This window comes from Streptomyces sp. NPDC088354 (genome assembly GCF_044753585.1).
Classification (GTDB): domain Bacteria; phylum Actinomycetota; class Actinomycetes; order Streptomycetales; family Streptomycetaceae; genus Actinacidiphila.
The window spans coordinates 94,984-110,851 of record NZ_JBIVNJ010000027.1 but is presented as its reverse complement, the minus strand read 5'-3'; the positions used below and the strand labels follow the sequence as shown (position 1 = coordinate 110,851).

The window sequence follows — 15,868 nt, the reverse complement described above, 5'->3', positions numbered from 1 at the left end:
GCGCCCCCCCCCCCCCGCGGGCCGGCCGGGTTGGGGTGCGGGTAAACCGGGCACGGGGCCCCGCCGGGGGTTTCCCGGGGGGGGGGGGGGGGGGGGGGGGGGGGGCGCCCCCCCCCCCCCCCCGGCGGCAGCCCAGGCCAGCACCCGCGGCAGCACCGACAGGGCGGCGAAGTGCGCGGCCCCCGGCTGGACCACCATGGTCGCGCCCGGGATGTGCTCCGCCAGCCAGCGGGAGTGCGCCACAGGCGAGAACACGTCGGCCTCGCCGTGCCACAGCAGCACCGGCACCGCGATCCGGTCCAGGCCGAACCCCCAGCTCCGGTTGAACGCCAGGGTGTCGTCGATCCAGCCGTCGGCCGATGTGCGCAGCGCCTCCGCGTAGGTGCGCAGCAGCATGGTGCGCAGGCCCGCGTCCGCGATCACCCGCTGGTCCGGCTCCGGCATCTCCGGCCGGAGCAGGGCGAGCAGACTGGCCGGGTCGTCGCGGATGGTCCGCGAGCGCAGTTCCAGCCGGGCGGCGAGCCGCCGCTGCGCCGCGTCGGCGGTGGAGTGGTCACGGACGTTGGAGCGGGTCATCCCCGCGTACCAGGCCAGGCCCCGGGCGTCCCGGGGCGCGAGCCCCACCAGCACCGCCACCCGGGTCACCCGGTCCGGCAGCAGTGCGGCGCAGGCGAGCGTGTGCGGCCCGCCGCCCGAGCGGCCGACCACCGCGAACTCCTCCAGGCCCAGGGCGTCGGCGATCGCCGCGACGTCGGCGGCGGCGTCCGCGACCCGGCGGCCGGGCTGCCGCTCGGAACCGCCGTAGCCGGGCCGGTCGAACGAGATCATCCGCACCCCCAGCCGGTACAGCACCGCGCTGCGCGGCACCGGCCCGAGCCTGCTGCCGGGAGTGCCGTGCAGCAGGAACACCGGTCTGCCCCGGGGATCGCCGAGGGTCTCCACCGCCAGTGCCCGCCCGTCCCCCGCACGTACCAACAGCACTCCGAGGGGCCCCCTTTCGTGTGTTCCGCGCCCGGACGCCCGTCCTCACACGCGCATCTCGCGCCTGGCCTGCCAGGTGGTGTGCTCCCGGGACACCGCGTCCTCGGCGTCGCGGGTCAGCTGGGACCACAGGTGCTCGGCGTTCGGGTCGTTCAGGTCCAGTGCCGACAACTGGACGCGGATCAACTCCAGTTCGTCCGCGGCCACCCGGTACGCCGCGGCCAGCGGGCTGTACTGGCGCAGCTGCGACCAGGCCGCGACGGACGCCGTGATGGCCGACACGAAGCCCAGCGTGTCAAAGGGGGACCAGCCGCCCGCCCGCAGGATTAGGAAAAGGACGCCGAACAGCGGGAACGCCATCGCGAGGTGTCCGGCCCGGCGTCCGTTCACCTCGCAGCGGGCCGCCTTCACGGTGTACCACTCGTGCTGGATCCGGATGCGCTCACGCAGGTACACGTCGTGCCGCACGCCGAGCGGGGCGTCCCGCAGACGCCGCATCGCCGGGGTGATGCCGGAGTCCACGTGGGAGGGCAGGGCCCTGCTGCGGCGGAAGGTGTGCAGGACGTCGCCGAGCTGCAGCCGGTACAGGGCGTCGGGGTCCCGTTGGTTGCCGGGCGGGGTGAAGGGGTCGGCCCGTATCGAGTACTTCCAGGCGAGTGTCTTCATGGACTCGGCCAGCGCCCTGCCCTCGTACCAGAGGGCCTGCGGGTCCTGGCGGTGGATCACCCAGGTGGTCCACGCGGCGAGCGCGAACAGGACGGCCGCGAGCCACGAGGCCCAGTGCAGACGGCCCGCGGTGGGGTCGAACGAGCTGAAGACGGAGGCCGCCGTGAGCAGACCGAGCTGCTGCCGCGACAGCCGTACGGTCTGAAACTGGCCCCGTAAGGACGCCCGGTCCGCCGCCCGGAACAAGTCCGGGAGCAACTCGCGTTCGGTCACCATCGGCAGCGGCCCCCCGCACTCGCTGAATTCCCGCGTCATCCCAGTATGGGGGCACCGGAGGCGGCGGCCCAGTAGGCGTTCGGCCGAACTGCCGTCGCCCGTACGGGGCTTGGACATCCCGGGCCGCGGGTGTACGGGCGGCGGGGAGAGGGGCCGGCCCCGAAGGGCGTCCGGTCCCTCTCCCCGCGAGAGTTCCGGTCAGGCCGGCCGCAGCCAGACCGTGGCCAGCGGCGGCAGCGTGAGCTGCACGCTCTGCCGGCGGCCGTTCCAGCCGACGGGCTCGGACTTCAGCGGCTCGGGGTTGACGACGTCACCGCCGCCGTACACCGCGGCGTCGGTGTTGAGCACCTCGCGCAGCGCCTCCACGCCGTCCGGCACGCCGATCCGGTACCCCTGGCGGACCACCGGCGAGAAGTTGCTGACGGCGATCAGCGGGTCCCCGGCCGCGTCGAGGCGGACGAAGGAGAACACGTTGTCCTCGGCCGCGCCGCCGTCGATCCAGGCGAACCCCTCCGGCGAGGTGTCGCGCTGCCACAGCGAGGGCGTACCCCGGTACACCGTGTTGAGGTCGCGCACCAGGTCGCGCACGCCCCGGTGGTCGCCGGCCGCCGAGTAGGTCTCGTCGAGCAGCCACCAGTCCGGGCCGTGGTCGTGCGACCACTCGGCGCCCTGCGCGAACTCCTGCCCCATGAAAAGCAGTTGCTTGCCCGGATGGGCCCACATGAAGCCCAGGTACGCGCGGTGGGTGGCGCGCTGCTGCCACCAGTCGCCGGGCATCCGGTTCACCAGCGATCCCTTGCCGTGCACGACCTCGTCGTGCGAGATCGGCAGCACGTAGTTCTCGCTGTAGGCGTACACCATCGAGAACGTCATCTCGTTGTGGTGGTACTTGCGGTGCACGGGCTCGTGCTTGATGTACTCCAGCGAGTCGTGCATCCAGCCCATGTTCCACTTCAGGCCGAAGCCCAGTCCGCCGAAGCCGGTGGGGCCGACCTCGTGGGTGGCGCGGGTGACGCCGTCCCAGGCGGTGGACTCCTCGGCGATGGTGACCACGCCGGGGCAGCGGCGGTAGACGGTGGCGTTCATCTCCTGGAGGAAGGCGACGGCGTCCAGGTCCTCCCGGCCGCCGTACACGTTCGGCGCCCAGTCGCCGTCCTCGCGCGAGTAGTCCAGGTAGAGCATCGAGGCGACGGCGTCCACGCGCAGCCCGTCGATGTGGAACTCCTCGCACCAGTAGACCGCGTTGGCGACGAGGAAGTTGCGGACCTCGGTGCGGCCGAAGTCGAACTCCAGCGTCCCCCAGTCCGGGTGCTCGCCGCGCCAGGCGTGCTCGTAGACGTTCGCGCCGTCGAAGTGCGCCAGCGCCCACTCGTCCTTGGGGAAGTGGGCCGGCACCCAGTCCATGATCACGCCGATGCCCGCCCGGTGCAGGGCGTCCACCAGGTACTTGAAGTCGTCCGGGGTGCCCATCCGCGCGGTGGGGGCGTAGTACGAGGTGACCTGGTAGCCCCAGGAACCGCCGAAGGGGTGCTCGGCGACCGGCATCAGCTCCACGTGCGTGAAGCCGAGGTCGCGCACGTAGGCCGGCAGCTGCTCGGCGAGCTCGCGGTACGACAGCCCCGGCCGCCAGGAGCCCAGGTGCACCTCGTACACCGAGAGCGGCGCCTCGTGCACGGGCACGTCGCCGCGCCGGGCCATCCACTCGGTGTCCTGCCACTCGTGGTGGGAGGCGGTGACGACGGAGGCCGTCGCGGGGGGCGTCTCGGTGCGGCGCGCCATCGGGTCGGCCTTGAGCCGGTGCGCGCCGTCCGGGCCGCAGATGTCGAACTTGTAGCGCTGCCCCTCGCCGACCCCGGGCAGGAACAGCTCCCACACCCCGGTGGAACCCAGCGAGCGCATGGGGAAGGCCGTGCCGTCCCAGTAGTCGAAGTCGCCGACGACGCGCACGCCGCGGGCGTTCGGCGCCCACACGGTGAAGCGGGTGCCCTGCACCCCGTCGTGGGTCATCGGCTCGGCGCCGAGCGCCTTCCACAGCTGCTCGTGCCGGCCCTCGCCGATCAGGTGCAGGTCGAACTCGCCCAGCGTGGGCAGGAAGCGGTAGGGGTCGTGGACCTCCTGCTCCTGGCCGTCGTACGTCACGAGCAGCCGGTGGACCGGCAGCTCCGGCAGCGGCAGCACGCCGGCGAACAGCCCGTCGCCCTCGTCCCGCAGCGCCGCCCGCGTGCCGTCCCCGGTGAGGACCGCCACCGCCTGCGCGTACGGGCGCAGGACGCGCACCAGCACGCCGTCCGCCACCGGGTGCGCGCCCAGCAGGGCGTGCGGGTCGTGGTGGGACCCGTCGAGCAGCCGCCACCGCTCACCGGCGTCGAGTGCCGGGGCGGGACGCACGTCCGAGGGGGCGGCGGCCGGTGCCGGGCGGGTCACCTCGGGCCCGGGCGGCGGCGCCTGGTGGCCGACCGCGACGGTGCCGGGCACCGCGGCGGGGACGGTGCGGGGCGCGCTGCCGGAGGCCGGCGGCCGGTCGGAGCCGGCGGGGTCGTAACCGCGCGCGACGGCCTCGGAGGTACGGGCGTCGGAGGCGGACGCCTCGGACGGACGCTCGGCCCTGCGACGGGAGTTCGCCGCCCCGGCGGCGTCCGCGGACCGGGCCGTGCGGCCGGACGGACCGGACGGCCGGGACGGCGCGGCCTTCGGGGAGTTCGCCCCGCGGGCCTGCTTGGCTCCCGCGGGCCTCGGCGGACGCGCGGACGGGGCCGGCGTCGCCGCGGGGGGCGGTGGCACTGAACCCTCGGGCCCGCCGCCGGGTGCGGAACGCGCGGCGCGGGACGGCCCGTTCCCGCCGGGGCCGGGGGTGCCGGGGTCGGCGTCGGGGAACGGCTGACGATCGGTCACGATCAGGTCCTCCTCGGTAGGGCGCGGGGGTGCCCGGTCACGGGGTGGCGCCGCGGAGCGGCTGCGAGAGGCGCCGCACGGCCGCCATGGGGATGGGGAGCCAGGCGGGCCGGTGCCTGGCCTCGTAGAGCACTTCGTAGACGGCCTTGTCGGTCTCGTAGGCGCGTATCACGACGGGCTCGTCCCGGGGATCGGTCCCGGCGGCCTCCGCGTATCCCGCGCAGAACGCGGCCCGCTGGGTCTCGGCCCACTCGGGAGCGCCGGGGGCGGCGGGATCGTGGTGCCGGGCGGCGTAGTCGAACGACCGCAGCATTCCCGCCACGTCTTGCACCGGCGGCGCGGGGCGGCGGCGTTCGGGGAGCGGCCGGGCCGGCTCCCCCTCGAAGTCGATGAGCACCCAGCCCTGCGCCTGGGTCAACAGGGCCTGGCCCAGGTGCAGGTCGCCGTGGATGCGCTGGGCCGCCAGTTCCGTGCCCTGCTCGCCGAGCACCGCGAGGTCCTCGAAGGCGGCGTGCAGCCGGGCGCGGTACGGCCGCAGCGCGGGCACCGCGGCCGCCGCGGCGTCCAGCCGGTCGGCCATCGCGCGGGCGATCAGCTCGATCTGCGGACGGCGCAGGGTGCTGGTGGGCAGGGCACGCGCCAGCGCGAGATGCACCTCGGCGGTCGCGCGCCCCAGCGCGTGCGCGTCGCCGGAGAAGTCGGTGTCCTTCTCGACCGCTTCCAGGGCCAGTTCCCAGGCACCGGCCGAGTCGGGCAGGTAGCGCTGCAGCACACCCAGGGTGGCGGGCTCGTCGTACAGGCCCACCGCCTCGAACCAGGCGGCGGGCGCGGCGATGCGCCGCGACCCGGCGCGGGCCAGGGCGAGCGACAGTTCCAGGTCCGGGTTGGGACCGGGCGCGACCCGCCGGAAGAACTTGAGGATGTGGCTGTCGCCGTAGATGACCGAGCTGTTGGACTGCTCGGCGGTGGACAGCCGCGGTGCCGGGCCGGCCGGGATCGCCGCGTCCGGCTCCGCGCCGAACAGCAGGTGCCCGGTGCGCCCGGGGGCGCGCAGCCGCTCCAGCAACAGGGAGGTCAGCCGGGGGTCGTGCAGCGCCTCGTAGATGGTGAGGCCGTCCAGCGGGCCGCCGATCGCGTGCCCGATGAGGGCGGGCGCGAGCGCCGGCGGCAGCAGGGCCCGGGAGCCCAGCAGCAACTGGTAGGTGTCGGGCTGCCCGTGGCCGCGGCCTGGCCGCGGTACCTCGTGCGGGCCGTCCTGATGGACGTCGAGCAGCAGATGGAGCAGCCCAGGGGTGCCGAGCCGGCCGTCGGCCGGCAGCAGCTCGGTCGCCGAGACCAGGCCGAACGCGGTGATCGGCCGCCCCTTCCCGGCGAACCACCGCTGCCGGGGCAGCCATTCGCGCAGCATGGGGCCGAGAGTGGAGAGCAGTCCTGGGGCCGGGGGCACGGTGGTGCCGGCGGGGGCTGCGGAGGAGCGAAGCCACGAGGTGTCCGACATGACGTCCTTTCCTCGGGTGCCGGGCCTGCTGGTTCCCTAAGTGAAGGGGTGCGCTGCGGCGACTGTCCGACTCACGGGACGTGTCGGACGAATATCATCCGAGCTGGTGGTGCAATTGGCGTACTGGCCTACAAGGGGCCAAGCGCCCGACAAGCATCCGATGTGACGCTGGATTCGGCAGGGGGAGCCTGCCCCGGCGGTCCGGTACGAAACCGCACCGGACCACCGGGTCGCCGTCCTCCGGCGGGCCGGCTAGGCCGCGTCGCGACGCAGCCGGAACCAGTAGAAGCCGTGACCGGCGAGAGTGAGCAGGTAGGGCAGCTCCCCGATGGCCGGGAAGCGGACCCCACCGATGAGCTCGACCGGGTGACGGCCGGCGAACGACCGCAGATCGAGCTCGGTGGGCTGGGCGAAGCGCGAGAAGTTGTTCACGCACAGGACGAGGTCGTCGCCCTTGCCGTCCATCGAGGGCGCCTCGCGCAGGAAGGCCAGGACGGCCGGGTTGCTGGAGGGCAGCTCGGTGTACGAGCCCAGGCCGAAGGCCGGGTTCTGCTTGCGGATCTCGACCATCCGGCGGGTCCAGTGCAGCAGTGAGCTCGGCGAGCTCATCTGCGCCTCGACGTTGGTGACTTGGTAGCCGTAGACCGGGTCCATGATGGTCGGCAGGTACAGCCGCCCCGGATCGCACGAGGAGAAGCCCGCGTTGCGGTCCGGCGTCCACTGCATCGGGGTGCGCACCGCGTCGCGGTCACCGAGCCAGATGTTGTCGCCCATGCCGATCTCGTCGCCGTAGTAGAGGATCGGCGAGCCGGGCAGGGAGAGCAGCAGCGCGGTGAAGAGCTCGATCTGGTTGCGGTCGTTGTCCAGCAGCGGGGAGAGCCGCCGCCGGATGCCGATGTTGGCCCGCATGCGCGGGTCCTTGGCGTACTCCGCGTACATGTAGTCGCGCTCTTCGTCCGTCACCATCTCGAGCGTCAGCTCGTCGTGATTGCGCAGGAAGATGCCCCACTGGCAGTTCTTGGGGATGGCCGGGGTCTTGGCCAGGATCTCCGAGACCGGGTAGCGCGACTCCCGGCGCACCGCCATGAAGATGCGCGGCATGACCGGGAAGTGGAACGCCATGTGGCACTCGTCGCCGCCCTTGGCGTAGTCGCCGAAGTAGTCGACGACGTCCTCGGGCCACTGGTTGGCCTCGGCGAGCAGCACGGTGTCCGGGTAGTGGGCGTCGATCTCCTCGCGGACCCTGCGCAGGAAGCCGTGGGTTCGCGGCAGGTTCTCGCAGTTGGTGCCCTCCTCCTGGTAGAGGTACGGCACCGCGTCCAGCCGGAACCCGTCGATGCCGAGGTCGAGCCAGAAGCGCAGGGCGGCCAGGATCTCCTCCTGGACCTTCGGGTTCTCGTAGTTGAGATCCGGCTGGTGGGAGAAGAAGCGGTGCCAGTAGTACTGCTTGCGCACCGGGTCGAACGTCCAGTTGGAGCTCTCGGTGTCCACGAAGATGATCCGGGCTTCCGGGTACTGCTTGTCGTCGTCCGCCCAGACGTAGTAGTCGCCGTAGGGTCCGTCGGGATCGCTGCGGGACTGCTGGAACCATTCGTGCTGGTCGCTGGTGTGGTTCACGACGAAGTCGATGATCACCCGCATCCCGCGCTGGTGCGCGGCGTCCACGAACTCCACGAAGTCGGCCAGGTCGCCGAACTCCGGTAGTACCGCCGTGTAGTCGGAGACGTCGTAGCCGCCGTCACGCAGCGGTGACGCGAAGAACGGCGGCAGCCACAGGCAGTCGACGCCCAGCCACTGCAAATAGTCCAGCTTGGCGGTGAGCCCCTTGAGGTCGCCGACCCCGTCGCCGTTGCTGTCCTGGAATGACCGTACGAGTACCTCGTAGAAGACCGCCCGTTTGAACCAATCGGGATCCCGGTCTTTCGCCGGGGTGTCTTCGAACGTGTCAGGTACGGGTTCGTTGACGATCAAGTGGGTGACCCTCCTGTCGATGGAGTAGGTCGCAGGGTGAAGATGTGCGCGGGCACGCGGCCCGGCTCGAGGCGCACATAGTTGTTCCTGCCCCAGTGGTAGGTCTCGCCGGTGAGCTCGTCGCGCACCGGGGTGGACTCGTGCCATGCGAGGCCGAGTTCCGGCATGTTCAACGAGACGGTCGCCTCCTGGGTGTGGTGCGGGTCCAGGTTGACGACCACCAGTACGACGTCACCGCGATCGCCCGAGCGCTTCGAGTACGCCAGCACCGCGTCGTTGTTCACGTGGTGGAAGCGCAGGTCTCGCAGCTGCTGGAGCGCGGGGTGGCGGCGCCGCAGCCGGTTGAGCGCGGTGAGCAGCGGCGCGAGGGAACGGCCCTCGGCCTCGGCTGCCGCCCAGTCACGGGGCCTCAGCTCGTACTTCTCCGAGTGTAGGTACTCTTCACTGCCCTCGCGCACCGGCACGTTCTCGCAGAGCTCGTATCCGGCGTACACCCCCCATGTGGGCGAAAGGGTCGCCGCCAGCACCGCGCGCACCTCGAAGGCCGCGCGTCCCCCCTGTTGCAGGTACGCATGCAGGATGTCGGGGGTGTTGACGAAGAAGTTCGGGCGCATGTAGCTCGCCGCGTCCCCACTGAGCTCCGTCAGATAGTCGACCAGTTCCTGTTTCTCGTTACGCCAGGTGAAGTACGTGTACGACTGCTGGAAGCCGATCCGGGCCAGCGTGTGCATCATCGCCGGACGGGTGAACGCCTCGGCCAGGAAGATGACGTCGGGGTCGGTGCGGTTGATGTGCGCGATGACCTTCTCCCAGAAGACCACCGGCTTGGTGTGCGGGTTGTCCACCCGGAAGATCCGCACCCCGTGGTCCATCCAGTGCCGCAGCACCCGTTCGGTCTCCCGGACCAGCCCGGCCATGTCGGAGTCGAAGGCGATCGGGTAGATGTCCTGGTACTTCTTCGGCGGGTTCTCGGCGTACGCGATCGAGCCGTCCGGCCGGCGGGCGAACCACTCCGGGTACTTCTCCACCCACGGGTGCTCGGGGGAGCACTGCAGGGCGAAGTCCAGGGCGATTTCCAGCCGCAGTTCCCGGGCCCGTTCGACGAAGAAGTCGAAGTCCTCCAGGGTGCCGAGGTCCGGATGGACCGCGTCGTGGCCGCCCTCGGGGGAGCCGATCGCCCAGGGCGAGCCCACGTCGTGCGGACCCGCCGTCAGGGAGTTGTTCGGCCCCTTCCGGAAGGCCGACCCGATCGGGTGAACGGGCGGCAGATAGACCACGTCGAAGCCCATGGCGGCGATCGCCGGCAGCCGGTCGGCCGCCGTGCGGAAGGTGCCGGACCGCGGGGGGTGCTTCCCGGACGGGTCCACCACCGCGCCCTCGGAGCGGGGGAACATCTCGTACCAGGAGCCGAACAGCGCCCGCCGGCGCTCGACCTGGAGCGCCGCCGGGCGCGAGGCGCTGACCAGTTCGCGCAGCGGGTGGCGGTCCAGCACGGCCACCACGTCGGGGGCCAGCGCCGCGGCGTGCCGGGCCGCGGGGGGCCGGCTCTCGTCGCGCAGCGCGTCGGCGGCGGCGAGCACGACGGCTCTGCCGTCCTTCTTGGGGACCTTGGCCGCGGCGCGCTCGTGCAGTGCGGCGCCGTCGGCGAGGACCAGTTCGGTGTCGATGCCGGCGGGGATCTTGATGCCCGCGTGGTGCCGCCAGGTGGCCACCGGATCGCTCCAGGCCTCCACCGTGTACGTCCAGCGGCCCTCGGCGGTCGGGGTCACTTCGGCGCCCCACCGGTCGGTGCCGGGGGCGAGTTCGCGCATCGGGGTCCACGGGCCGCTGCGGCCCGAGGGGTCCTTCAGGACCACATTGGCCCCGACGGCGTCATGTCCTTCACGGAACACCGTCGCCGTCACCTGAAAGGTCTCGCCGGCCACCGCCTTCGCGGGGCGGCGGCCGCAGTCGACCAGCGGGCGGACGTCCAGGACGGGGATACGACCGATCATTGCGCCTCACCTGTTCGAGCTGGTGGCCGGGCGGGTGACGTGCACTCTTTTTATCTGCTCCTTCGGTTGGCTGCCTGGGGGCATGACCGCTCCTGTCCGCGTTCACTCGGGTGGGCGGATGTGAGTTGGGGTGTGAGGAGGAGAAGTGGCGCCGCGTCGCGCAAGGGTGAGCCTGCCCATTGGATGCCGACCGAATACCCCTCGGAAAGGGGTACTGGCGCGTAGCTTGCAAAGCCTCCGGAAAGGCGGCGGACTCCGCGGACACCGTGGAACTGGCCGATTGTCGACGGGTGCGACCGGCTGCCGGGAGGGTCCGCACGGGTGGCGCGGGAGGCCGGGGGAGCGGTCCCGGCGCCACCGCCGGCGCGCGTTCGCGCCCCCCGGTGGTGCGCCCCCGGCGTGCACCGGCGCGGAACGCATCCGGTCGTCGGTTGCCACCACCGGGCCGGGGGATGCCGCTACCGTCGAAGAGTGAAGGCTATTCGTCGATTCACCGTGCGAACTGTCCTGCCCGAACCACTACGTCCGCTCGGGGAGCTCGCGCAGAATCTGCGCTGGTCCTGGCACCCCGAGACCCGCGAGCTGTTCCAGGCGGTCGACCCGGAGGGCTGGCGGGCGGCGGCCAGCGACCCGGTGCGCCTGCTCGGCGCCGTCTCCAAGGACCGGCTGAACGCGCTCGCCAGGGACCGCCGCTTCCTGCGCCGGCTCGGTACCGCCGTCGAGGACCTCCACGACTACCTCGCCAATCCCCGCTGGTACCAGGGTGCCGGCGGCACCGGGGAACTCCCGGCCGCCATCGCCTACTTCTCTCCCGAGTTCGGCATCACCGCCGCGCTGCCCCAGTACTCCGGCGGCCTGGGCATCCTGGCCGGCGACCACCTCAAGGCCGCCAGCGACCTCGGCGTCCCCCTGATCGGCGTCGGCCTGCTCTACCGGCACGGCTACTTCCGGCAGTCCCTGTCCCGCGACGGCTGGCAGCAGGAGCACTACCCGGTGCTCGACCCGAACGAGCTGCCGCTGTCCCTGCTGCGCGACGACGGCGGCACCCCCGTCCTGATCGTGCTCGACCTGCCCGGCGGCCGCAGCCTGCGCGCCCACGTCTGGCTCGCCAGGGTCGGCCGGGTGCCGCTGCTGCTCCTGGACTCCGACGTCGAGGAGAACAACCCCAGCGAACGCGACGTCACCGACCGGCTCTACGGCGGCGGCAGCGAGCACCGGCTGCTCCAGGAGATGCTGCTCGGCATCGGCGGCGTCCGCGCGGTGCGTACGTACTGCTCGCTGACCGGCCACCCCGCGCCCGAGGTCTTCCACACCAACGAGGGGCACGCCGGCTTCCTCGGCCTGGAGCGGATCCGCGAGCTCACGGCCGAGGACGCCGGGACGGACTTCGACTCCGCGCTGGAGGCGGTCCGGGCCGGGACCGTCTTCACCACGCACACCCCGGTGCCCGCGGGCATCGACCGCTTCGACCGCGAGCTGGTCGCCCGCCACCTCGGCGACGACGGCGAACTGCACGGCGTGGACGTGCAGCGGGTGCTGGAGCTGGGCATGGAGACGTACTCCGGGGGCGACCCCAATGTCTTCAACATGGCGGTGATGGGCCTGCGGCTGGCCCAGCGCGCCAACGGCGTCTCCACCCTGCACGGCCAGGTCAGCCGGGAGATGTTCGCCGGGCTGTGGCCCGGCTTCGACCCGGAGGAGGTGCCGATCACCTCCGTCACCAACGGCGTGCACGCCCCCACCTGGGTGGCGCCCGAGGTGTTCCGGCTCGGCGCCAAGCAGGCCGGCTCGCAGATGGCCGAGGACGCGATGACAGTCGGTCTGGCCGACACCTGGGAGAGCGTCGGCGCCATCCCCGACGCGGACATCTGGGAGCTCCGCCGCGAGCTGCGCGACCAACTGGTGTGGGAGGTGCGCCGCCGGGTGCGCGCGTCCTGGCGGCAGCGCGGCGCCGGCTCGGCCGAGCTGGGCTGGGCCGACGACGTGCTCGACCCCGATGTGCTCACCATCGGCTTCGCCCGCCGGGTCCCCTCGTACAAGCGGCTCACGCTCATGCTGCGCGACCAGGACCGGCTGATGGACCTGCTGCTGCACCCGACCCGGCCGGTCCAGATCGTGGTCGCGGGCAAGGCCCACCCGGCCGACGACAGCGGCAAGCGCCTGGTGCAGGAACTCGTGCGGTTCGCCGACGACCCCCGGGTACGGCACCGGATCGTCTTCCTGCCCGACTACGACATGGCCATGGCGCAGCACCTGTACCACGGGTGCGACGTCTGGCTGAACAACCCGCTGCGCCCGCTGGAGGCCTGCGGCACCTCCGGGATGAAGGCCGCGCTGAACGGCTGCCTCAACCTCTCCGTCCTCGACGGGTGGTGGGAGGAGTGGTTCGACGGCAACAACGGCTGGGCCATCCCGACCGCCGACGGTTTCGGCGCCCAGGGCGACCCGGACCGGCGCGACGACATCGAGGCGGCCGCGCTGTACGACCTGATCGAGAACCAGGTCGCCCCGCGCTTCTACGACCACGGCACGCACGGGCTGCCCGCGCGCTGGATCGAGATGGTCCGGCACACCCTCACCACCCTGGGGCCCAAGGTGCTGGCCGGCCGCATGGTCCGTGAGTACGTCCAGCGGCTGTACGCCCCGGCCGCCGCGGCGCACCGCCTCGCCGCCGGCGGCGACGCGGCCGAACTGGCGGCGTGGAAGCGGCGGGTGCGCGAGCAGTGGCCGCGGATCGCCGTGGACCACGTGGAGACCGGCGCCGCGGTCGGCGGCTCGCCGGAACTCGGGACGACGCTCACCCTGCGGGTCCAGGTCGCCCTCGGTGATCTGGAGCCGGGCGATGTCGACGTCCAGGTGGTGTCCGGCCGGGTCGACGACTCCGACCGCATCGCCGACCCCACGGTGGTCTCCCTCAAGCCGGGCGGCCGGCCCGACCTGGAGGGCCGCTGGCTCTACGAGGGGCCGCTGGCGCTGGACCGCACGGGGCCCTTCGGCTACACCGTGCGGGTGCTGCCCACCCACCGGCTGCTGGCCTCGGCCGCCGAGCTGGGGCTGATCGCGGTGCCCGCCGAGGCCGCGGGCATGACGGCGGGCGTGCTGCGCTGACCCCGCGCACCGTACCCCGCACATGACCGGGCCCCGGCCGTCGAGGACGGCCGGGGCCCGGCGCATGTGCCACCCGGTGGGGCGGGCGGCGGTCAGTTGCTGGTGGTGACGGCCGTGTCGTCGACCACGAAGCTCGTCTGCAGCGAGGAGTCCTCGGTGCCGGTGAACTTCAGGCTGACGGTGGAGCCGGCGAAGCCGTTCAGGCTGAAGGACTTCTGGGTGTAGCCCGTGGCCTTGTTGAGGTTGGAGTAGGTGGCCAGGGTGGTCGAACCGGCCGTGACGGTCAGCTTGTCGTACTGGGTGCTGGTGGTCGTCTCGGCGGAGTCGACGTGCAGCCAGAAGGTGAAGGTCGCCTTGCAGCCGGCCGGGATGGTCACCGACTGGGACAGGGTGTCGGTGTGGGTCGAGCCGTAGCCGTCCAGCCAGGCCTTGTACGAACCGCCGTGGGCGGCCTGGCCGCTGTCATTGGTGATCACACCGCTGGTCGCCGTCCAGGAGGCGCTGCCGGACTCGAAGCCCGCGTTGCCGAGCAGCTGCCCCGAGGTGCAGGTGCCGCCGCCACCGGTGGTGACGGTCCAGGTGAAGGCGGTGGTACCGGTCTTGGACGCGGAGTCGGTGACCGTGACCGTGGTGTTGTACGTGCCCGCGGTGGTCGGGGTGCCGCTGATCAGGCCGGTGGAGGCGTTGATCGACAGCCCGGACGGCAGACCGCTCGCCGCGTAGCCGAGCGCCCCGGAGTTGGTGCTGCTCGCCGAGATCTGCAGGCTGACGGCGGTGCCGACGCTGCTGTTCTGGTTGCCCGGGTTGGTGACCGTGACGCCTGAGGCCGGGGCGTGGCTGCCGACGCCGATGCCCGCGAAGGCGTTCTGCACGCCCGCGTACTGGGCGGAGGAGGCGCCGTACAGCGCGGAGGCGGCGTTGAGGGCGGCGGTGCGGGCGGCCGCGTAGTTGGTGCTGCTGGTCATGTAGGTGGTCAGCGCCTTGTACCAGATCTGGAGCGCGGCGGCGCGGCCGATGCCGGCGACGGCGATGCCGTCGGCGGTCGGGCTGTTGTAGCTGACCCCGTTGATGACCTTGGCGCCGCTGCCCTCGGAGAGCAGGTAGAACATGTGGTTCGCCGGGCCCGAGGAGTAGTGGACGTCCAGGTTGCCGATGCCGGAGTACCAGCTGTCGGGTGACGTGCCGTCACGGGACGGCTTGTCCTGGTAGCGCAGCGGGGTGCCGTCGCCGTTGATGTTGATCTTCTCGCCGATGAGGTAGTCACCGACGTCGCTGCTGTTGTTGGCGTAGAACTCGACGCCCGTTCCGAAGATGTCGGAGGTCGCCTCGTTCAGGCCGCCTGACTCACCGGTGTAGTTGAGCCCCGCGGTGTTGGACGTGACGCCGTGGCTCATCTCGTGGCCCGCCACGTCCAGCGAGGTCAGGGCGTGGGTGTTGCCCGAGCCGTCGCCGTAGGTCATGCAGAAGCAGCTGTCGTCCCAGAACGCGTTGACGTAGCCGCTGCTGTAGTGCACCCGCGAGTACGCCGCGGCACCGTCGTTGCGGATGCCGCTGCGGCCGAAGGTGGTCTTGTAGAAGTCCCAGGTCTCCTGGGCGCCGTAGGCGGCGTCGGCGCCGGCGGTCTGGGTGTTGGAGCCCGTCCCGTCGCCCCAGACGTCGTCGGCGTCGGTGAACAGCGTCCCGGTGCCGGACGTCGCCCGGTTGAGGTTGTACGTCTTGTGGCCGCCGCGGGTGTTGTCGGTCAGCTGGTACGTCGAGCCCGACAGCGTGGTGCCGAGGGTCACCGATCCGCTGTACTGGGTGTTGCCGGTGCCGGTCTTGATGTCCTGGAACCGGTACAGCTCCTTGCCGGTCATGGCGTCGGTGACGACGTGCAGCCGGCTCGGCGTGCCGTCGTCCTGCAGACCGCCGACCACGGTCTCCCAGGCGAGCTTCGGGGTGCCCTGCCCGGCCCAGATCACCTTGCGGGCGCCGTCCGCGGCGGGCGCCTTCGCGTCGAGGGACTTGGCGGCCTGGAGGGCCGTGCCGGTGGCGGCGGACTCGGCGACCTTCGGCGTCGTCGAGGCGACCGTGATCGTCTTGTTCGTGTTGAACGTGGTGCCCAGCGTGCCGGTGCCCGTGGCGGGCGTGTGCACCACGAGGTCACCGCCGAGCACGGGGAGGCCGGCGTAGGTGCGCTCGTAGCGCGTGTGCAGGGTGCCGTCCACGTCCTTGACGACGTCCCGGACGACCAGCTTCTCCTTGCTGCCCAGGCCCAGGGACTCGGCCGTCACGGCGGTCCGGGCGCTCGCGCTCTTGATCAGCGAGCTGTGCTGGGCGGGGGTGAGCGTGGCCTCGAGCGCTCCGGCGCGGACCTGGCTCGTGTGGGGGGCGGGCTTCGCCGCGGCGGTGGTCGACGGTATGCCGACGGCGAGGAAGGCGGCGGTGGCGACCAGGCTGGTGGCCGCGACTGCCTTGCGGGGGGATCGTCTCACTCGGACTC

General features: G+C 72.1%; 7 protein-coding genes and 1 pseudogene. 1 reads left to right on the top strand and 7 read right to left on the bottom strand.

What is annotated here, in order from left to right; translation table 11 throughout:
* Window positions 1-126: 126 nt before the first annotated feature.
* The 6 genes and pseudogenes from ACIP98_RS30160 to ACIP98_RS30135 all read right to left on the bottom strand — a co-directional run.
* Window positions 127-981 (bottom strand): annotated as a pseudogene (locus ACIP98_RS30160) (alpha/beta fold hydrolase); the annotation flags it as partial.
* A 45-nt stretch (window positions 982-1,026) separates the two neighbouring features.
* Complete coding sequence (locus ACIP98_RS30155; protein WP_401978962.1) at window positions 1,027-1,962, bottom strand: DUF4231 domain-containing protein; 936 nt, start codon at window positions 1,960-1,962, stop codon at window positions 1,027-1,029.
* Between the two features lie 159 nt (window positions 1,963-2,121).
* A complete protein-coding gene (glgB, locus tag ACIP98_RS30150) occupies window positions 2,122-4,815 on the bottom strand; it encodes a 1,4-alpha-glucan branching enzyme (protein WP_401978959.1) in 2,694 nt (897 codons plus the stop codon).
* A 37-nt stretch (window positions 4,816-4,852) separates the two neighbouring features.
* A complete protein-coding gene (locus tag ACIP98_RS30145; protein WP_401978958.1) occupies window positions 4,853-6,313 on the bottom strand; it encodes a maltokinase in 1,461 nt (486 codons plus the stop codon).
* A 252-nt stretch (window positions 6,314-6,565) separates the two neighbouring features.
* Window positions 6,566-8,284, bottom strand: coding sequence for a maltose alpha-D-glucosyltransferase (gene treS, locus ACIP98_RS30140; RefSeq protein WP_319659899.1), 1,719 nt, complete (start codon window positions 8,282-8,284; stop codon window positions 6,566-6,568).
* Window positions 8,281-10,278, bottom strand: coding sequence for an alpha-1,4-glucan--maltose-1-phosphate maltosyltransferase (locus tag ACIP98_RS30135; RefSeq protein WP_401978957.1), 1,998 nt, complete (start codon window positions 10,276-10,278; stop codon window positions 8,281-8,283). The genes treS and ACIP98_RS30135 overlap by 4 nt, the downstream gene beginning before the upstream one ends.
* Window positions 10,279-10,749: 471 nt before the next feature.
* Here ACIP98_RS30135 and glgP point away from each other — a divergent pair, with 471 nt between their 5' ends.
* Window positions 10,750-13,386: an alpha-glucan family phosphorylase gene (gene glgP / locus ACIP98_RS30130; RefSeq protein ID WP_401978955.1), complete on the top strand. Its 2,637-nt coding sequence runs from the start codon at window positions 10,750-10,752 to the stop codon at window positions 13,384-13,386.
* 92 nt (window positions 13,387-13,478) lie between these two features.
* Here glgP and ACIP98_RS30125 read toward each other — a convergent pair whose 3' ends face one another.
* Window positions 13,479-15,860: a M4 family metallopeptidase gene (locus ACIP98_RS30125; protein WP_401978953.1), complete on the bottom strand. Its 2,382-nt coding sequence runs from the start codon at window positions 15,858-15,860 to the stop codon at window positions 13,479-13,481.
* Between the last annotated feature and the right edge of the window lie 8 nt (window positions 15,861-15,868).

Bases quoted from the DNA above. Each gene is read 5' to 3' on its own strand.
- ACIP98_RS30155 (WP_401978962.1), bottom strand. From the start codon at position 1,962: ATGACGCGGGAATTCAGCGAGTGCGGGGGGCCGCTGCCGATGGTGACC.
- ACIP98_RS30145 (WP_401978958.1), bottom strand. From the start codon at position 6,313: ATGTCGGACACCTCGTGGCTTCGCTCCTCCGCAGCCCCCGCCGGCACC.
- ACIP98_RS30135 (WP_401978957.1), bottom strand. From the start codon at position 10,278: ATGATCGGTCGTATCCCCGTCCTGGACGTCCGCCCGCTGGTCGACTGC.